This is a genomic window from Pseudoxanthomonas sp. GM95 (assembly GCF_900109775.1).
Lineage (GTDB): Bacteria > Pseudomonadota > Gammaproteobacteria > Xanthomonadales > Xanthomonadaceae > Pseudoxanthomonas_A.
In genome coordinates this window covers 253240-270126 of record NZ_FOAX01000001.1, presented here as the reverse complement: position 1 = coordinate 270126, position 16887 = coordinate 253240, and the positions used below count along the sequence as shown (strand labels likewise).

21 protein-coding genes are annotated in these 16887 nt (G+C 69.0%); 16 read left to right on the top strand and 5 right to left on the bottom strand.

Annotation, left to right across the window (positions count from 1 at the left end):
• The first annotated feature begins 5 nt into the window (after positions 1 to 5).
• The 13 genes from fliS to BMZ17_RS01205 all read left to right on the top strand — a co-directional run bounded on the left by fliS (position 6) and on the right by BMZ17_RS01205 (position 12593).
• Positions 6 to 395, top strand: a complete 390-nt coding sequence (gene fliS / locus BMZ17_RS01265) for a flagellar export chaperone FliS (protein WP_093134229.1) — start codon at positions 6 to 8, stop codon at positions 393 to 395.
• Complete coding sequence (locus tag BMZ17_RS01260) at positions 395 to 706, top strand: hypothetical protein (RefSeq protein WP_093134225.1); 312 nt, start codon at positions 395 to 397, stop codon at positions 704 to 706. Before fliS ends, BMZ17_RS01260 begins: the two co-directional genes overlap by 1 nt.
• Before the next feature lie 82 nt (positions 707 to 788).
• Positions 789 to 1370, top strand: a complete 582-nt coding sequence (locus BMZ17_RS01255; RefSeq protein WP_093134222.1) for a PilZ domain-containing protein — start codon at positions 789 to 791, stop codon at positions 1368 to 1370.
• Positions 1371 to 1464: 94 nt separating this feature from the next.
• Complete coding sequence (locus BMZ17_RS01250) at positions 1465 to 2094, top strand: response regulator (protein WP_093137977.1); 630 nt, start codon at positions 1465 to 1467, stop codon at positions 2092 to 2094.
• A gap of 357 nt (positions 2095 to 2451) precedes the next feature.
• Positions 2452 to 3849, top strand: coding sequence for an RNA polymerase factor sigma-54 (gene rpoN, locus BMZ17_RS01245; RefSeq protein ID WP_093134219.1), 1398 nt, complete (start codon positions 2452 to 2454; stop codon positions 3847 to 3849).
• Entirely contained in the window at positions 3849 to 5384 is a 1536-nt protein-coding gene (locus BMZ17_RS01240; RefSeq protein ID WP_093134215.1) for a sigma-54 dependent transcriptional regulator, read from the top strand. Before rpoN ends, BMZ17_RS01240 begins: the two co-directional genes overlap by 1 nt.
• A 62-nt stretch (positions 5385 to 5446) precedes the next feature.
• A complete protein-coding gene (gene fliE / locus BMZ17_RS01235; RefSeq protein WP_093134211.1) occupies positions 5447 to 5815 on the top strand; it encodes a flagellar hook-basal body complex protein FliE in 369 nt (122 codons plus the stop codon).
• A gap of 71 nt (positions 5816 to 5886) precedes the next feature.
• Complete coding sequence (gene fliF, locus BMZ17_RS01230; RefSeq protein ID WP_093134209.1) at positions 5887 to 7605, top strand: flagellar basal-body MS-ring/collar protein FliF; 1719 nt, start codon at positions 5887 to 5889, stop codon at positions 7603 to 7605.
• The gene (gene fliG, locus BMZ17_RS01225; protein WP_093134206.1) at positions 7598 to 8602 is read left to right on the top strand and encodes a flagellar motor switch protein FliG; all 1005 of its coding nucleotides are present in this window, start codon (positions 7598 to 7600) and stop codon (positions 8600 to 8602) included. The genes fliF and fliG overlap by 8 nt, the downstream gene beginning before the upstream one ends.
• The gene (locus tag BMZ17_RS01220; protein ID WP_175485442.1) at positions 8602 to 9213 is read left to right on the top strand and encodes a FliH/SctL family protein; all 612 of its coding nucleotides are present in this window, start codon (positions 8602 to 8604) and stop codon (positions 9211 to 9213) included. Before fliG ends, BMZ17_RS01220 begins: the two co-directional genes overlap by 1 nt.
• Entirely contained in the window at positions 9210 to 10622 is a 1413-nt protein-coding gene (gene fliI, locus BMZ17_RS01215) for a flagellar protein export ATPase FliI (protein ID WP_093134200.1), read from the top strand. The genes BMZ17_RS01220 and fliI overlap by 4 nt, the downstream gene beginning before the upstream one ends.
• 61 nt (positions 10623 to 10683) lie before the next feature.
• Entirely contained in the window at positions 10684 to 11142 is a 459-nt protein-coding gene (gene fliJ, locus BMZ17_RS01210; RefSeq protein WP_093134197.1) for a flagellar export protein FliJ, read from the top strand.
• On the top strand, positions 11139 to 12593 hold the full coding sequence (locus BMZ17_RS01205; protein WP_254775162.1) for a flagellar hook-length control protein FliK: 1455 nt from the start codon (positions 11139 to 11141) through the stop codon (positions 12591 to 12593). The genes fliJ and BMZ17_RS01205 overlap by 4 nt, the downstream gene beginning before the upstream one ends.
• Positions 12594 to 12730: 137 nt before the next feature.
• Here BMZ17_RS01205 and BMZ17_RS01200 read toward each other — a convergent pair whose 3' ends face one another.
• The 5 genes from BMZ17_RS01200 to BMZ17_RS01180 form a co-directional block, all read right to left on the bottom strand.
• A complete protein-coding gene (locus tag BMZ17_RS01200) occupies positions 12731 to 13057 on the bottom strand; it encodes an antibiotic biosynthesis monooxygenase family protein (RefSeq protein WP_093134194.1) in 327 nt (108 codons plus the stop codon).
• A gap of 70 nt (positions 13058 to 13127) precedes the next feature.
• Positions 13128 to 13604: a hypothetical protein gene (locus tag BMZ17_RS01195; RefSeq protein ID WP_093134191.1), complete on the bottom strand. Its 477-nt coding sequence runs from the start codon at positions 13602 to 13604 to the stop codon at positions 13128 to 13130.
• A gap of 109 nt (positions 13605 to 13713) precedes the next feature.
• Positions 13714 to 13896, bottom strand: a complete 183-nt coding sequence (locus BMZ17_RS01190) for a hypothetical protein (RefSeq protein WP_093134188.1) — start codon at positions 13894 to 13896, stop codon at positions 13714 to 13716.
• 50 nt (positions 13897 to 13946) lie between these two features.
• Positions 13947 to 14210, bottom strand: coding sequence for a hypothetical protein (locus tag BMZ17_RS01185; RefSeq protein ID WP_093134185.1), 264 nt, complete (start codon positions 14208 to 14210; stop codon positions 13947 to 13949).
• A 58-nt stretch (positions 14211 to 14268) separates the two neighbouring features.
• Positions 14269 to 14664, bottom strand: a complete 396-nt coding sequence (locus tag BMZ17_RS01180) for a hypothetical protein (RefSeq protein ID WP_093134181.1) — start codon at positions 14662 to 14664, stop codon at positions 14269 to 14271.
• Between the two features lie 395 nt (positions 14665 to 15059).
• On the opposite strand from BMZ17_RS01180, the gene BMZ17_RS01175 reads away from it, so the two are divergent.
• From BMZ17_RS01175 to fliN, 3 genes are read left to right on the top strand one after another with little or no spacing between them, the layout of a single operon-like run.
• Positions 15060 to 15554: a flagellar basal body-associated FliL family protein gene (locus BMZ17_RS01175; protein WP_254775161.1), complete on the top strand. Its 495-nt coding sequence runs from the start codon at positions 15060 to 15062 to the stop codon at positions 15552 to 15554.
• Positions 15554 to 16558 (top strand): flagellar motor switch protein FliM, encoded by a 1005-nt coding sequence (gene fliM, locus BMZ17_RS01170; protein ID WP_093134178.1) that lies wholly within the window; start codon positions 15554 to 15556, stop codon positions 16556 to 16558. Before BMZ17_RS01175 ends, fliM begins: the two co-directional genes overlap by 1 nt.
• On the top strand, positions 16555 to 16887 hold the full coding sequence (fliN, locus tag BMZ17_RS01165) for a flagellar motor switch protein FliN (RefSeq protein WP_093134175.1): 333 nt from the start codon (positions 16555 to 16557) through the stop codon (positions 16885 to 16887). The genes fliM and fliN overlap by 4 nt, the downstream gene beginning before the upstream one ends.

Below are 16887 nucleotides of genomic sequence, written 5' to 3'. Positions count from 1 at the left end.
ATCCGATGAACGCCCGCAGCCTTGCCAACCAGTACAAGCAGACCGGCGCCAGCAGTGCCACGCTGGACGCCAGCCCGCACCAGCTGATCGCGATCATGCTGTCGACCGCGCGCGAGCGCATCCGGTTGGCCGTCGCCTCGCTGGAGCGCGGCGACGTGACCCGCAAGGCGCATGCGATCACCGACACCTGCGCGATCATCGGCGGCCTCAACAGCTCGCTGAACATGGAAGCCGGCGGCGAGATCGCCGATGGCCTGGCCGCGCTGTACGACTACTGCCAGCGTCGCCTGCTGGCGGCCAACCTCAACAACGACGTCGCCCCGCTGCACGAAATCGACAGCATCCTGGGCGATATCGAATCGGCCTGGCGCCAGATCGCGCCGCAGGTGCCGTGATGGACGGCACGCCGCATCCCATGCTGGCGCGCGTGCCCGAGCTGCCGATCGAGGCGATCCGCCACGCGATCCACGTGGAAGACTGGGAACAGGCCGAAGACCTGCTCTCCCACCACCAGCACCAACTGGTGCTGGCGCTGGCCAAGGTCGACCTGAAGACCGCCGATCGCGGCCCGTGGCTGGACCTGCTGTCCGAGCACCGCGGCCTGATGGACGAACTGCGCGAGGGCCGCGATGCCGCCAGTGCCGAACTCGCCCGCCTGGGCGCCGGGCGCCGCGGCGCTAATGCCTGGCTGCGCGCACTGAAGTAAGCCCAATGGCCTGGACCGGTGGCACACGCGCCACCGACGCGAAGCAGGCGATCCTGCGCGCCAGCACCCGAGGAAGGCCCGCATGACCCACGCCGCATCCATGACGCCCGAACAGGCCCACGCCGCGCTGTTCGACGAGATCCTCACCCTGGAAGAAACGCGCGCGGCCACCTTCCTGCCTGGCGCGCTGACGCCTTCGGCCCTGCACGATGCTGCCGCACAGGGCGAAGCGCTGCTGCGCTCGCTGGCGGTGATCGACGACGGCGCGGCACGCATCGATGACCCCGATCAGCAGGCCGATCCGGCGCTGCTGCGGATGGAAGCGAAACTGGACATCCTGACCCTGCTGGTCGCCGACCTGGCTGCGGCACACGATCGCAGCGATGCGCGTCAAGCCCTGGTCTGGTCGGCCCGTGGCGTTGAACTGACGCTGCCCAACGCGCCCGCGCCGGGACAGGAAGGCATGTTCCGCGTGCGCGCCTCGGACTGGCTGCCGACGCCGCTATTGCTGCCGTCGCGCGTGCTGGCCGTGCGGCAGGAAACCGGCGCATCCCGCGTGTGGCTGGGCTTCGAGCAGCTTTCCGCAGCGATGGAATCGGCGCTGGAACGCCACGTGTTCCGCATCCACCGCCGCGCCGTGGCACACAGTCGCAGGGAGCGCTAAGCGGCGGCACACCGTGACGACGGTCTTGTTGTCCCGGCAACCGGTTCGTTAAGGTTGCACGTGGCCAGGGGGCCGGAACAGGAGTTACACCGTGCTGCGTGTGCTGATTTGCGATGACCATGCCCTGGTCCGGGCCGGCGTGAAGCGCCTGCTGGAGACCATGGACGGCGTGGAGGTCGTGGGCGAAGCCGCCAACGCCGACGAAGTGGTGATCAAGGCCAAGCAGGTCCTGCCGGACATCATCGTGCTGGACCTGTCCCTCAAGGGCCGCAGTGGTTTCGATGCCCTGGCCGAACTGCGCCGCACCTATGCCGACGCCGCCGTGGTCGTGCTGTCCATGCACGACGACGTGCTGCACGTGCGCGAAGCCTTGTCGCGTGGCGCGCTCTGCTACGTCGTCAAGGACTCGTCGCCGGCCGAACTGGAAATCGCCCTGCGCGCCGCGGCCGCCGGCCGCAACTTCCTCAGCCCCCAGGTGTCGGCGCCGCAGCTGCGCGGCTACCGCACCGCACGCGAACCGGGCGATGTCGAAAGCCTGCCCCGCCGCCAGCGCGAAATCCTCGATGCACTGGGCGCCGGCCGCACCACCAAGCAGATCGCCGCCGACCTGGACATCAGCGTCAAGACGGTGGAAACCCATCGCGCCCGCATGATGGAAGCGCTGGGCTGCCGGAATGCCGGCGAACTGCTGCGCGTGGCCATGCGCCACCACGATCGTCCTTAACCCCCCCAATTCCTCGTCCAACGCCACGGAGCGAGCGCCAACAGCGCCTCGCCAGCCGCGGCATGCGCGTTGCATCTGCCGGCCGGATCGCGCTACTGAATGCAAACCCGCCAAATGTGGCGCTTCGGCCGACAAAATCCCGGCTTGTGACTTACGTCGCACGTGACGCACCGTGTCACCTTTCGTCATTCAGCCAGCTTTCACGTCATATTTACGACGCAAAGTCAGGGACCGCCTGACAAGGCGACAGGAATGCCCTGAATCCCTACAGGGTTCGCCCTGATTCGAGAGTCGTCGCGTCAACTTCACGATATCTCCACACCGGCACTTCGGCCGGATGCGACGGAGATCCGTAACGTGAAAGGCACCCTGACCGCCAAGATGGCGCAAGGCGTCAACCTGACGCCGCAACTGCTCCAGTCCATCCGCCTGCTGCAGCTGACCAGCCAGCAGCTGGAGCTCGAACTGGCCCAGACCCTGGACCGCAACCCGCTGCTGGAGACCGAGGACGCCGAGTCCGAGGACGCCAGCGTCGAGGTCATCGACGCCCAGATGGAAACGGCCGCATGGGACGAGCTGCCCGAAGCGGCCTTCATGTCCGGCCTGTCCGGCAACAGCGCCGGCGGCGGTGACCTGGAAGACGCCAGCGCCCGCATCGCCGAAGGCGAGTCCACCGACATGCGCCTGCGCCTGCTGGACCTGCTGGCCCTGCACTGGAACAAGACCGACCTGACCATGGCCGCCTGGTGGCTGGACCGTTGCGACGACAACGGCTACCTGGAGCAGCCGCTGGACGAACTGCTGGCCGAAGGCGCTGCCTCCTACGACGCCGACGACCTGCAGGTCGTGCGCCAGCGCCTGCTGCACGGCGAGTGGGCCGGCATGGCCGCCGCCAACCCGGCCGAGTGCCTGCGCGCCCAGCTGCGCGTCGCCCCGGAAGGCCCGGCCAACATGCTGGCCGCGCGCATCCTGGCCGATCACCTGGACCTGCTGGCCGCGCACGACGATGCCGCGCTGGCTGCCGCCACCGGCGCGTCGCTGGATGAAGTGAAGGCCGCCGTCGCCCTGGTGATGTCGCTGCGCGCCCATCCGGTCGAAGCCCCGGCCTCGGCCGAAGCCAGCCACATCCTGCCCGACGTGGTGGTGTGGTTTGCCGGTGGCGCCTGGCGCGTCGCGCTGGGCCGCCACACCACCCCGCGCGTGCGCATCTCGGCCCATTGCGAGCGTGCGCTGTCGGGCAACGGCGGCGACAACGCCGTGCTGCGCGGCCTGCTGGACGAAGCCCGCTGGCTGGTCCGCGGCCTGGCGATGCGCAACGACACCCTGATGCGCACCGCCCAGCTGCTGGTCGAGCGCCAGCGCGGGTTCCTGGAGCGCGGCGAAGAAGCCATCCTGCCGCTGACCCTGCGCGAAGTGGCCGATGCCATCGGCGTCCACGAATCCACCGTCTCGCGCATCGTCTCGGGCAAGTACATCCAGACCCCGCGCGGCACGATCGAACTCAAGCGCCTGTTCGCCGTGCGCCTGGAAGGCGCCGATGTCTCCGGCAGCGCCGTGCGCGCCATGGTCAAGCGCCTGATCGACGACGAACCCCGCACCGCCCCGCTGGCCGATGACGTCATCGCCGGCCTGCTCGCCCGCCAGGGCGTGCGCATCGCCCGCCGCACCGTTGCCAAGTACCGCGACCAGCTCTCCATCGGTCCGGCCAAGGCCCGCCAGATGTCCCGCCAGATCAACCACCAGGTCGCCGCCTAATGAACACCGCCCGCATTCTTGTCATCGACCAGGACATGGACCGCGCCGAGCGCGTGGCGACCCTGCTGGAGTTCATGGACTACACCCCGCGCATCGTTGCGGAAGTGGCCGACATCGACCTGTCGCGCGCCCGTCCCAACGACTGGATGGCGGTGATCGTCGGCGACGGGGCCGATGCCGAACTGGCCGCCTTCACCGCCTGGCTGGCTAAGCAGCCGCTGCACCCGCCGGTGCTGGAGCTGCCGGGCCACGCCCCGGACGCCCGCTGGCGCGCGCCGCTGCACCGCCAGACGGTGTGGCCGCTGGATTTCCCGGTGCGCCGCACCCAGCTGCAGGACGCGCTGGCCAAGGCCGCCGTCAAGCACGCCGAAGCCGAAGCCCGCGTCGGCCGCGCCCAGTCCGGCCCGACCGGCCGCAGCGCGCGCGCGGTCGAACTCAACCGCATGATCGACCAGGTCGCCCCGCACGACACCACCGTCCTGATCCTGGGCGAGTCGGGCACCGGCAAGGAAGTGGCCGCCCGCGCCCTGCACGAGCGCTCGGCCCGTCGCGAGAAGCCGTTCGTCGCCGTCAACTGCGGCGCGATCCCGGCCGACCTGCTGGAAAGCGAACTGTTCGGCCACGAGAAGGGTTCCTTCACCGGCGCGCTGACCCAGCGCAAGGGCCGTTTCGAGATGGCCGAAGGCGGCACCCTGCTGCTGGACGAAATCGGCGACATGTCCCTGACCATGCAGGTCAAGCTGCTGCGCGTGCTGCAGGAGCGCTGCTTCGAGCGCGTCGGCGGCACCCAGACCATCAAGTGCGACGTGCGCGTCATCGCCGCGACCCACCGCGACCTGGAAGCGCGCATCGGCACCGGCCAGTTCCGCGAGGACCTGTTCTACCGCCTCAACGTGTTCCCCATCGAGATGCCGGCCCTGCGCGAGCGCATCGAGGACCTGCCCGAGCTGGTCGATGCCATCACCCGCCAGCTGCGCGACAACGGCCGCGGCCACGTGACCCTGTCCGACGAAGCGGTCACCACGCTCAAGCGCCACGCCTGGCCGGGCAACGTGCGCGAGCTGTCCAACCTGATCGAGCGCCTGTCGGTGCTGCATCCGGCCGGCACCGTGCGCGCCAGCGACCTGCCGCCGCGCTACCGCGGCACGCTGCCGGGCGAAGGCCTGGAAGCGGCGCCGGTGATCTCCCAGATCGCCCAGCCGCAGATCTCCGACACCAGTCTGATGGCCGCCCTGGCCGAGCCGGTCGCCGTGGCGCCGGTGCAGGTGCCGGTGGTCAACGTCGCCCTGCCTGTCTCCGCGCCTGCCGCGGCCAGCGAGACCGTGCTGCCGGCCGATGGCATCGACCTGCGCAACCACATCGCCAACATCGAGCTGGACCTGATCCGCGCCGCGCTGGCCCAGGCCGGTGGCGTGGTCGCCCACGCCGCGCCGCTGCTCGGCCTGCGTCGCACCACCCTGGTGGAGAAGCTGCGCAAGTACGGCATCGATCGCGAAGCCAGCGACGCGATGCCGGCGGTCGCGGCAGGTTTCTGACCGGGTCGGTGGCACGGGACTTGCCTATTCACGTCAAGAACCCGTCCGCCGGATAAGCCGCCATGACCGACGCCATCTCATCGATCCTCTCCCAGATCCGCGCACACGAATCGCGTACCCGGGAAGGGGTCAGCAACGCCATCGACGTCGGTGGTTTCGGCAACGTCGGCAATGTCGGTCGCAGCAACGAAACCACCCCGTCCAACGGCGCCGGCTTCGGCCAATTGTTGTCCAAGGCGATCGACAACGTCAGCGAGACCCAGGCCAACGCCTCATCGCTGCAGACCGCCTTCGAACTGGGCGATCCGCGCGCCGACCTGGCCCGCACGATGGTCGCCATGCAGCAGTCCCAGATCGCGTTCCGCGCCACGGTCGAAGTCCGCAATCGACTGGTCCAGGCCTACCAGGACGTGATGAACATGCCGGTCTGACCGGCGCGCTTTCTCCGCTTCCGCAGTACCGCTGATCTCCTTCAACCGATCTTCTTCGCAGACCTGCCTCGATGAGCGCAACCGCCCTTCCCAAAGCTGCCAACGCCCTGCGCGACCTCGGTCGTTTCCAGGACATCCCGGTCGTGCGCCAGCTGGGCGTGTTCGTGCTGGCCGCAGCCGCCATCGCGCTGGGCCTGTGGCTGTTCTTCTGGACGCAGAAGCCGGACTACGTGACCGTGCAGGCCGGGCTGGACGCCAAGTCCACCGCCGAGGCCTCCGATGCGCTGCGCACCGCGCAGATCCCGTTCAAGCTGGACAACGCCACCGGCGCGCTGACCGTCCCGGCCGACCAGGCCGGCGCGGCGCGCATGACCATGGCCAGCGCCGGCATCACCGCCTCCAACCCGGCCGGGTATGAATCGCTGCAGGGCGACCAGGGCTTCGGCACCAGCCAGTTCGTCGAGAACGCGCGCTACCAGCACGCGATGGAAATCGAGCTGGCCCGCACCATCACCCAGCTGCGCCCGGTGCGCGAAGCCCGCGTGCACCTGGCCATGCCCAAGCCGTCGGCCTTCACCCGCCAGAACGAGCCGGCCAGCGCCTCGGTGGTGCTGCAGCTCAACGCCGGCCAGTCGCTGGAACAGAACCAGATCGATGCGATCGAGCGCCTGGTCGCTTCGTCGGTGTCGGACCTGAGCCCTGAGCGCGTGACCGTGGTCGACCAGTTCGGCCGCCTGCTGTCGCAGGACGATCCGACCAGCGACGAGGCCGTGAGCAACAAGCAGTTCGAACAGCAGCGCCGCCAGGAAGCGATGTACGTGCAGCGCATCGAGGAACTGCTGGCGCCGATGACCGGCCCGGGCCGCGTCAGCGCCAAGGTCAGCGTGGACATGGACTTCGCCCAGACCGAACAGGCCAGCGAAACCTACGGCCCGCAACCGGCGATCGTGCGCAGCGAACAGCTGAGCGAATCCGGCAACCTGTCGGCCTCCAATGCCAATGCGCAGGGCGTGCCCGGCAGCGCCAGCAACACGCCGAACGCCAACACCGCGCCTGCCGCGCCGGCCAACGGCGCCGCGCCGGCCGCCAATGCCACCGCGGCCAACACCAGCAGCGGCGGTCAGGGCACGCGCAGCTCGGTGCGCAACTACGAGATCGACCGCACCCTGACCCACACCCGCCAGGCCACCCCGCGCATCCGCCGCGTCACCGCCGCGGTGCTGGTGGACAACGTGCCCGGCGTCCCGGCCGCAGCCGGCAAGCCCGCCGCGACGCGTGCGCTCAACGATGCCGAACTCAAGCGCATCGAAACCCTGGTGCAGCAGGCGATCGGCTTCGACCAGCAGCGTGGCGACGTGGTCTCGGTGGTCAACGCACCGTTCGCGCCGGCCACGGTCGATGCGCCCGATACCGCGATCCCGCTGTGGCAGGACCCGCGCAACCTCAACATCGCGCGCCTGGCCCTGGGTGGGCTGGCGGTGCTGGGCCTGATCATCTTCGTGCTGCGCCCGGCCTTCAAATCCATGCTGTCCCCGCGTGGCGCCAATGGCACCGCGATGGTCATGGCCGGTGCCGGCGCCGGTGGCCCGCAGGTGATGCCGACGGTGACCGCCGAGATGGTGGATGACGACGAAGTCCCGGTGAAGCTCTCGCCCGCCTATTCGCCCAAGCCGGCACTGCCGCCGGCCCCGGGCTTCGACCAGAAACTACAGAGCGCCCGCGACGTGGCCAGCGCAGATCCCAAGCGCGTGGCCCAGGTCGTGCGCGAGATGGTGGCCTCCGATGGCTGATCAGGACGGAACCCTCTCCGGAACCCAGCGTGCAGCCGTCGTGCTGCTGTCGCTGGGCGAAGCCCAGGCCGCCGAAGTGCTCAAGCACATGGGCGCCAAGGAAGTGCAGAAGCTCGGCCTGGCCATGGCCAGCGTCGGCGACATCTCGCACAAGGTCGTCGAGCAGGTCATCGGCCAGTTCGTCGACACCCTGGAGCAGCCGGCCAAGATCGGCGACGGCGCCGACGAATACGTGCGCGCGGTGCTGATGCAGGCGCTGGGCGAAGAACGCGCCAGTGGCCTGATCGACCGCATCCTCACCGGCCGCAACACGCCGGGCCTGGAAGCGCTCAAATGGATGGAGCCCAAGGCCATCGCCCAGCTGGTGCGCAACGAGCACCCGCAGATCATTGCGATCGTCATGGCCCACCTGGAAGGCGACCAGGCCGCTGAAGTGCTCAAGCACATCCCGGCCGAAGTCCACGGCGACCTGCTGGTGCGCATCGCCACGCTGGACGGCATCCCGCCGCACGCGCTGGCCGAACTCAACGACGTGATGGCGCGCCAGTTCAGCGGCACCCAGTCCAAGCCGTCGGCCATCGGCGGCGCCAAGGTCGCAGCCAACATCCTCAACTTCGTCGAGGCCGGCCAGGACGAAACCCTGCTCAAGGCCATCGCCGAAGTCGACGATGGCCTGGGCACCGAGATCCGCGACCTGATGTTCGTGTTCGACAACCTGGCCGGCCTGGAAGACCGCACGATGCAGGCGATCCTGCGCGAGGTCTCCACCGATAAGCTCGCCCTGGCCATGCGCGGCGCCGATGCGCGCGTGCGCGACAAGATCACCAAGAACATGTCCCAGCGCGCGGCCGAAATCCTGCTCGACGACATGGAAGCGCGCGGCCCGGTGCGTCTGGCTGAAGTGGAAGCCGCGCAGAAGGACATCCTGGACCAGGTCCGCAAGATGGCCGAAGCCGGCGACATCTCCATCAGCACCCGCACTGAGGCCCTGGTCTGATGCACGGATTTTCCGCCGCCGCCGATGCCGTGCGCTGGAACGCCCCGGGCTTAGGCCCGCGTGCGGCCGACCCGGTCGTGCCCAAGCCGCCGACCGCCGCCGAGATCGACCAGATCACCAGCGCCGCGCAGTCCGAAGGCCACGCTGCCGGCTATGCCGCCGGTTACGCCGCCGGCCAGGCCGAAGTGCAGCGCCGCATCGCCCAGATCCAGAGCGTGCTGGACGGCTTCACCCGTCCGCTGGCACGCCTGGATGGCGAGGTGGCCGATGCGCTCTCCGATCTCTCCGTGCGTATCGCCGGCGTGCTGGTCGGCCATGCCTACGCGGCCGATCCGAGCCTGCTGGCCGACCTGGTGCGCGAAGCGCTGGATGCGGTCGGCAGTGGCAGCCGCGAGATCGAACTGCGCCTGCACGGCGATGACTTCAGCGTGCTCGCCCCGCACCTGGCGGGCCTGGATGGCGTGCGCCTGACGGCGGACGCATCGCTGGGCCGCGGCGAGCTGCGCCTGAACAGTGAGGGCGTGCGCATCGACGGCACGCTTCATGCACGGCTGCAGTCGGTCCTGGACGCCACCCTGGCGGCCAGCCACGACGCCGAAGCCATCGAATGAACACCACCGCGCATCGCGATGCCACCGTTGACGGCCTGCAGGGCGCACGCAACCTGCGCCTGGCCGAACGGCTGCGCGCGGCGATGCCCGATTCGCCCAACATGGGCCTGGTCCGCGAAGGCGTGCTGCGTCGCGCCGTCGGTTTGACGCTGGAGGCCTCCGGCTGCAGCGCGCCGATGGGCTCGCGCTGCCGCGTGGCGACCTCCGGCGGGCGCTGGGTGGATGCCGAAGTGGTCGGCTTCTCCGGCGACCGTACCTACCTGATGCCGACCGGCGACCTGCAGGGCCTGCTGCCCAACGCGCGCGTGGTCTCCACCCGCCGCAAGGGTGAAGTGGCCGTGGGCGAAGGCCTGCTCGGCCGCGTGATCGACAACGATGGCGCGCCGCTGGACGGCAAGGGCCCGATCCGCGCCGAAAGCTACGTGCCGCTGGCCGGCACGCCGATCAATCCGCTCTCGCGCCAGCCGATCGAGGAATCGCTCGATGTCGGCGTGCGCGCGATCAACGCGATGCTGCCGATCGGCCGCGGCCAGCGCGTGGGCCTGTTCGCTGGTTCGGGCGTGGGTAAGTCGACGCTGCTGGGCATGATGACCCGCTTCACCTCGGCCGATGTCATCGTGGTCGGGCTGATCGGTGAACGTGGCCGCGAAGTGCGCGATTTCGTCGAAGCCACGCTGGGCGAGGAAGGCCTGCGCCGCTCGGTCGTGGTCGCCGCACCGGCCGACCGTCCGCCGCTCGCGCGTTTGCATGGCGCGCTTCGGGCGACCGCGATCGCCGAGTGGTATCGCGACCAGGGCCTGGACGTGCTGCTGCTGATGGATTCGCTGACCCGCTTCGCCCAGGCGCAGCGCGAGATCGGCCTGTCGGTGGGCGAGCCGCCGACCACGCGCGGCTATCCGCCCAGCGTGTTCGCCAAGCTGCCGGCGCTGGTGGAGCGCGCCGGCATGGGCGCCGATGGGCGCGGTTCGATCACCGCGTTCTACACGGTGCTGACCGAAGGCGACGACCAGCAGGAACCCATCGCCGATGCGTCGCGCGCAATCCTCGATGGCCACATCGTGCTGACCCGCCGCATCGCAGATTCGGGCCAGTATCCGGCCATCGACATCGAGCAGTCCGTCAGCCGCGTGATGCAGGACATCACCGACGCGCCGTGGCGCGAACGCATCCGCAAGCTCAAGCGCCTGATGGCCGCGCACAGCGCGCAGCGCGACCTGATCGCCATCGGCGCCTACCAGCGCGGCAGCGATCCGAATGTCGACGAAGCGATGGCGCGTTGGCCGGCGATCCAGAACTTCCTTGGCCAGGACGTGCGCGAATCGTCCGATGTCCCCGCCAGCCGCGATGCGCTGTCGCGCCTGCTGGATGACAACAACGCGCAAGGCCAGCCATTTCCGCTCAAGCAATAGCCGCTCAAGCAACAACGCTTCAACACCCCACACGTAGCCCCCACGCAAGAGAACCACGCCCATGCGCTCCCAACGGCTCGATCCGCTGATCAAGGTGACCCAACAGCGCCAGGATGACGCCGCCCGCACCGTGGCCGAGCGCGAGCAGGTCGTGCGCGAGCAGCAGGAGCGCCTGGACGCGCTGCGCCGCTACGCCGAGGAATACGCCGCCTCGCCAGCCAACGCGACCATCTCGCCGGCATTGCTGGTCAATCGCATTGCCTTCCGCGAGCGGCTCAACGCCGCCGTCGTGCAGCAGGCCGGCATCGTCGACCAGAGCCGTCGCGTCAGCGATGTCGAGCGCGCGCGCCTGATGCTGGCCAGCCGCGAAACCCTGGTGCTGGAAAAACTGGCCGACAGCTATCGCGCCCAGGAAGCCCAGGTCGAACAGGCCAAGGCCCAGCGCGAGCTGGACGAGATCGGCAGCCGCCGTCGCACCAACACCGCCGCGCTCGCGGTCGGCGAAGGAGAGAGCGCATGATCGGCAACGGTGCCAGTGCCGTGCAGAACGGCTTCGCCTTGCTCGGCGCCAATGGCGCGAATGCGAGCACTGCTACCTCCTCCGCGACGCGCAGCGATGCCAGCGGCGATGGCGCCAGCTTCGCCGACTACGCCGCCACGGCCGCCGCGCAGGACAGCGCTACATCGGCGACCACGGCGCCTGCGCCTTCTGCGACGCCGACCACGACAACCGCCAGCGCCACCGCGACCGCGGCGACGCCACAGACCGCGCTGCCCATGCAGAACATCACCTCCCTGCAGCAGGCGACCACGACGGCCGCCGCGCAAGCCGCCGCGCTGTCGGCCAATGCCGCGCGCCTGGCCGCTGCCACGGCCGAACAGGCCGCCGCGGTGAGCGCCAACGCCGCCAAGCTCGCCGCGGCGACCGCCGTCCAGACCGATGCCGCCAAGACCGCTGCGCCAGCCGGTGCGTTGTCGATGGTGGCCGCGCTACAGCCGGCCGACACCGTCGATGCAACCGCGCCGACGACGCCCGCCGCGCCGGTGACCGTCGCCGCTTCGACCGACAGCGACAAGGACGCCACGGCACCGGCGCCGGCCAATCCCGCCGATGCCACGCTGTCGCAGCAGATGCTTGCGCTGCTCGCCGGCAGCCTGGCGATCACCGCGCCCACGCAGCCGGCGCAGGCGGCGGTAACGTTGCCGAGCGTCGATCCCAGCGCCACCGGCGCGGGCAATGGCGCAACTGCCGCGTTGATCGCCGGAAACGCCGCCACCCAGCTGCAGCAGTCGCCTGGCCTGGCCCAGACCGGCGCGCTCTCCGCGCTGCTAGATCCCAAGACGGCCGCCACCACCGACACGCCTGCCGACGCGCTCAAGCTGGCGATGAACGTCGCCCTGGATCGCGATGCCGGCAGCAGCTTCGCCCTGCCCGACACCAAGGACGACAAGACCTCGCTGTTCGGCCTGGGCGGCTTGACCGGCACCAGCCAGACGCTGGATCGCCCGCTGACCACCAATGCCGTGGCCGCCACCCCGCTGGCAATGCCCACGCACCTGGACGATGGCTTCGACGATGGACTGGGCACGCGCATCGCGTGGATGGCCGAACAGAAACTCGGCCATGCCGAGATCCGTTTGAATCCGGAACACGCCGGCCCGATCGACGTTCGCATCCAGCTGGATGGCACCCAGGTCAACGCCAGCTTCAACAGCGCCAACGCCGATGTGCGCCAGGCGCTGGAGGCCAGCCTGCCGCGCCTGCGCGAGATGCTCGGCCAGCAGGGCATGCAGCTGGGCAATGCCGATATCGGCCAGCGCCAGGCCCAGCAGCAGTCGCAGCAGGGGCAGTCCAGCGCGCGCGGCTCCGCGGGCAGCACCGCGGACGGCGGTGGGTCGGCCAGCACGGTTGTTTCCACGGTCGCGCCGATCGTGGTGCGCAGCCGGGGGCTGCTCGACGAGTACGCCTGATCAGCGTTGTTGGACCGCGCTGCACACGCATCGATCAACCTGCAAAGAGAAGGCCCGCGCAAGCGGGCCTTGTTCGTTCAAGGGCGATGCGTGGCATCAAGTCGGATGCGCGTCAGCCTGCAACGGCATCGCTTCGATCAACCGCGGGATCCATCTGCCAGGATCCTGACTTCGTAATGCTGGACGCGCTCATCGAAGCGCGCCAGCAACGCGCCGGCCTTCGACGGCACCCTGGCCGTTTCGTAATCCGAACCGGCATACCCCTTGACCGCTTCCATGTCGTCGAACCGCATGATGGTCACGAACTCCACCTCGCGATCATGCACCCGACGCAACATCTGCACATCGATGAAACCCGCGATGCCCCGCGCCCGGATGCCGGCAAATACGTCCTCGCGCAACAGATCCTCGTACGCATCGGCGCAATCGTGCGAGGTATACCCATGCCAGATCCGCGAAATCATTCTGTCCTCCCTGGACGCGACAGTCACGTTGATCCTAACGCGCCCGGCGTGCACATCAGGTCCAGCACCGCTAACCGATGTCATCCTTTGCGTGCTTCCGCGATCTCGCCGTTCGCGCGCCCGATACCGCGCCCTCCAGCCCGTTCCAGACCTTGCCGATCACCACGCCTACCAGCACCGCACATGCATGCGCCACCGTGGTGATGGCTGGAAATGTCATCGCGTAGAACACCAGGCCTGCCACTGCCAGCAGCAGTGCAACTACCAACCCGACACGTGCGGCGCCGCGCGTGCCACGGAACTGCGTGAGCCCATAACCGCACAGCGCGCACCACACCAGCGACACGCCCATCGCGCCGAACCACCACAGCATCACCTGCAGCGCCGAGACCAGCAGCAGGCAAACCAGCCAACCGGCATGCCTTCGACCGCTGGACGGTGTTTTCCAGGCCAATGCCACCGTCATCACCACGCACAAGCCGTGATTGATCACGCTGTGCAGCACGCAGCCGTCGTAGGTCAGCCCGCGAAGCGCTACTTCCCACATGTCATCGCAACGTTGTCAGGTGAGACGGGCGGCGCGTCAGGGTTCATCGATTCGATCCGGGCAAGGCGTTGCACGCTGCAACGATAAGCACCTCACCAGGCCAGGCGCTTTACAGCGCGTGGCCGCTCGAATGTTCAAGCCCGTCCCTGAAACCTTCCCAGGCCGGTGCAGCCGCGCCCGAGAGGAATAGCAGCAGCGCGGCCGTGGCCATCAGGTTTCGGGTGTTCCTGCGATAGCCGATGACCAGCAGCACGAGGCCGCCGATGAAGAGTGCGATCTCGGTGGCGTACATGACGGGGGTTCCGATGAAAGAAGAAAGGGAAAAAAGAAGGCGAGCGAGGCTCAGGCCAGCGGACGCGGGTTGAGGGCGTGGCCGAGCAGTTGGCCGCAGATACCGCCCCACAGCGCGCCGACCACCAGGCGCTGATCGAGGAGCACCGCACAAGTCGCACCGAGCACGACGCCGGCCAGGCTCAGCCAGGCCATGCGGCGCTGGCGCAACAGCTGCCGGGCTTCGCGTTCGCGGCGGAAGGCCACGTCGGCGCGGTGTTGTGGATCGGGGGTGAGCAGCGCGCGGATGATCGCGTCGGCCTGGATCTTGTCCATGTCGGTGAAGCTCCTTGAAAGTCGAATGGCGTGGCGCGATGCGTCCGGCATCGCGCGATCAGCTGGCGCGTGCCCCGAGCAGGCCGACGCGATACCCCGCCGCGCGCAGGCGCTTGGTCGCGCGACTGCTGAGCATGACCAGGATCAGCAGGCCGACCAGCGGGATCAGCATCAGCACCAGCAGCCCGATGCGCCACCACAGCGGGTAGCCCAGGCCGCGGCTCAATCGATAGATGCCAGCCCAGGACAGACCGACGCAGGCGAATACGATCAAGGTCGTGATCAGCAGGCTGGCGACCGGCGCGGTGATCGCGTTGGCGGCCAGCATCGCCACGAAGTACAGCAGGATCGCGTAGACCACCCAACGCTGCCCGGCAGCGACATCGTCCAGCACGGCGCTGGCAAGCGGGAGCGGCGCGACATTGGCGCGCGGGCCCTGGTATGGGTTATTCATCCTTGCCCCCTGTGTTCAACGACCTTGTTGCCCGGATGCCGCGTCCCTTCGCGGCGCCCGCCCCTGCACGCGTCGCGTGTGGCCGAATTGTTCGATCCGGCGTGACGGCCGTCAAGGGTCTGGCGGCGGGGTTTCAATCGCGCCGTCGCTCCGGGCTGCTGCGGTCGCCGCCGCGCTTTCGCCGAGCGCCCGCGCAAGGCGGACACCCTCGACGCGCCCCGAAGCCCGGCCGGCCGCGGCACGAAACCCGCATCGCACCCAGGGCCATCCCCGTCGGAATCCCGCCGCGCCCGCCGTCGGCGATCCGTCGGCCGCCAGTGCGACGCCGCCAGGATCGCGGCACGCGGCTTGCAGTACAGGGGCGAGTCCCCCTTTTTTGATACCGGAGTCTTCCCGTGGCCACCAAACCCGCAGCGGCCGATGCGCCCAAGAAGAAGAGCAAGCTGCCGCTGATCATCGGCGCGGTCGTATTGCTGGGCGGTGGCCTGGCCGGCGGCTGGTTCATGCAGCAGCGCGGCGCGGCCCATGCCGCCCCGGCCGAAGCCGAGCACGCCGCGGCGCCGACCAAGGCCGTGGCGACCTACTTCGCGCTGGAGCCGGCCTTCGTGGTCAACCTGGCCGATACCGACGCCAACCGCTACCTGCAGGGCGACGTGCAGGTGATGACCCGCGATCCGGACACGCTCAAGGCCATCGAGGCCCAGGCGCCGGCCATCCGCAACCGCCTGCTGCTGCTGTTCGGCCAGCAGACCTCGGTGCAGTTGGCCCAGCGCAGCGGCAAGGAGCGCCTGCAGGACGCCGCGCTTGAGGAAGTCAAGAAAGTGCTGGCCGCCGAAGGCGGTCCCAACAAGCCCGAAGCGGTCATCTTCACCAGCCTGGTCGTGCAGTGATGAGCAACGAGCTGCTGTCCCAGGATGAAATCGACGCCCTGTTGCATGGCGTGGACAGCGGTGCGGTCGGCATGGGGCCGTCCGCGGCGCCGGGCGAAGTGCGCATCTACGATTTCAAGAGCGCCGGGCGTGTGGTCCGTGGCCGCCTGCCGGGCCTGGACACGGTCAACGAGCGCTTCGTGCGCAACTTCAAGACCGGCCTGTTCAACCTGCTGCGACGCGCGCCGGAGCTGACCTACCGCGGCACCGACGTGGTCCGCTTCGACGAATACGCCAACTCGCTGCCGGTGCCGGCCAGCGTCAACCGCGTGCAGATGGGCCCGCTCAAGGGCACCGCACTGGTGGTGTACGAGCCGCGCCTGGTGTTCACCGTGGTGGAGAACTTCTTCGGCGGCACCGGGCGGATGCCGGCGCGTTTCGAGAACCGCGCCTTCACCCCGTCCGAGCAGCGCGTGATCCAGCTGATGCTCAAGCAGACCTTCACCGACCTGGCCGAGGCCTGGACGCCGCTGCTGGCGGTGACCTTCGAAGCGCTGCCGCACGATCCCAACACGCAGCTGGCCGAACTGATGGACGGCCGCGACCACATGGTGGTCAGCCGCTTCTCGGTGGCGCTGGACACCGGCGGCGGCGATTTCGCCATCGCCATGCCCTACAAGATGCTCGAACCGCTGCGCGAAGATTTGGAAGCCTCCAAGCGCCCGCGCGCCGAACCGGACACCAGCTGGGCCCGCGCCCTGCGCGCCGGCGTGCAGGAAGCTGACCTGGAGCTGAGCCTGTCCATCGCCCATCGCCAGATCAGCCTGCGCGACCTGTCGCGACTGAAGGTCGGCGACATCATCCCGATCGAGCTGGCACGCCCCGTGCATCTGGAAGTCGAGCGCACGCCGATGTTCGCCGGCGAGTTCGGCACCCATAACGGCTTCAACGCCTTCAAGGTCACGCAGGTGCAGTTCCCGCGCATGCCCTCCTCCAACGATTCCCAAGAGCTTGTCGCCCCATGAGCACCGAGAACGCCGCCCCCGCCGCCTTCGATCCGCTGACCGCCGAACCCGGCGCGTCCGTGGCCGGCGACCTGAACCTGGACGTCATCCTCGACGTGCCGGTGCAGCTGTCGCTGGAAGTGGGCCGCACCCGCATCCCGATCCGCAACCTGCTGCAACTCACCGCCGGCTCGGTGGTGGAACTGGAGCGGGCGGCCGGCGAACCGCTGGACGTGTACGTCAACGGCACCCTGATCGCCCAGGGAGAAGTGGTGGTGGTGAACGACCGCTTCGGCGTGCGCCTGACCGACGTGGTCAGCCCGGCCGAGCGCATCAAGAGGCTCAAGTGA

Coding starts and splice junctions, on each gene's coding strand:
- fliS (WP_093134229.1), top strand. CDS start 6: ATGAACGCCCGCAGCCTTGCCAACCAGTACAAGCAGACCGGCGCCAGC.
- BMZ17_RS01260 (WP_093134225.1), top strand. CDS start 395: ATGGACGGCACGCCGCATCCCATGCTGGCGCGCGTGCCCGAGCTGCCG.
- BMZ17_RS01255 (WP_093134222.1), top strand. CDS start 789: ATGACCCACGCCGCATCCATGACGCCCGAACAGGCCCACGCCGCGCTG.
- BMZ17_RS01240 (WP_093134215.1), top strand. CDS start 3,849: ATGAACACCGCCCGCATTCTTGTCATCGACCAGGACATGGACCGCGCC.
- fliE (WP_093134211.1), top strand. CDS start 5,447: ATGACCGACGCCATCTCATCGATCCTCTCCCAGATCCGCGCACACGAA.
- fliF (WP_093134209.1), top strand. CDS start 5,887: ATGAGCGCAACCGCCCTTCCCAAAGCTGCCAACGCCCTGCGCGACCTC.
- fliG (WP_093134206.1), top strand. CDS start 7,598: ATGGCTGATCAGGACGGAACCCTCTCCGGAACCCAGCGTGCAGCCGTC.
- BMZ17_RS01220 (WP_175485442.1), top strand. CDS start 8,602: ATGCACGGATTTTCCGCCGCCGCCGATGCCGTGCGCTGGAACGCCCCG.
- fliI (WP_093134200.1), top strand. CDS start 9,210: ATGAACACCACCGCGCATCGCGATGCCACCGTTGACGGCCTGCAGGGC.
- fliJ (WP_093134197.1), top strand. CDS start 10,684: ATGCGCTCCCAACGGCTCGATCCGCTGATCAAGGTGACCCAACAGCGC.
- BMZ17_RS01205 (WP_254775162.1), top strand. CDS start 11,139: ATGATCGGCAACGGTGCCAGTGCCGTGCAGAACGGCTTCGCCTTGCTC.
- BMZ17_RS01200 (WP_093134194.1), bottom strand. CDS start 13,057: ATGATTTCGCGGATCTGGCATGGGTATACCTCGCACGATTGCGCCGAT.
- BMZ17_RS01195 (WP_093134191.1), bottom strand. CDS start 13,604: ATGTGGGAAGTAGCGCTTCGCGGGCTGACCTACGACGGCTGCGTGCTG.
- BMZ17_RS01190 (WP_093134188.1), bottom strand. CDS start 13,896: ATGTACGCCACCGAGATCGCACTCTTCATCGGCGGCCTCGTGCTGCTG.
- BMZ17_RS01185 (WP_093134185.1), bottom strand. CDS start 14,210: ATGGACAAGATCCAGGCCGACGCGATCATCCGCGCGCTGCTCACCCCC.
- BMZ17_RS01180 (WP_093134181.1), bottom strand. CDS start 14,664: ATGAATAACCCATACCAGGGCCCGCGCGCCAATGTCGCGCCGCTCCCG.
- fliM (WP_093134178.1), top strand. CDS start 15,554: ATGAGCAACGAGCTGCTGTCCCAGGATGAAATCGACGCCCTGTTGCAT.
- fliN (WP_093134175.1), top strand. CDS start 16,555: ATGAGCACCGAGAACGCCGCCCCCGCCGCCTTCGATCCGCTGACCGCC.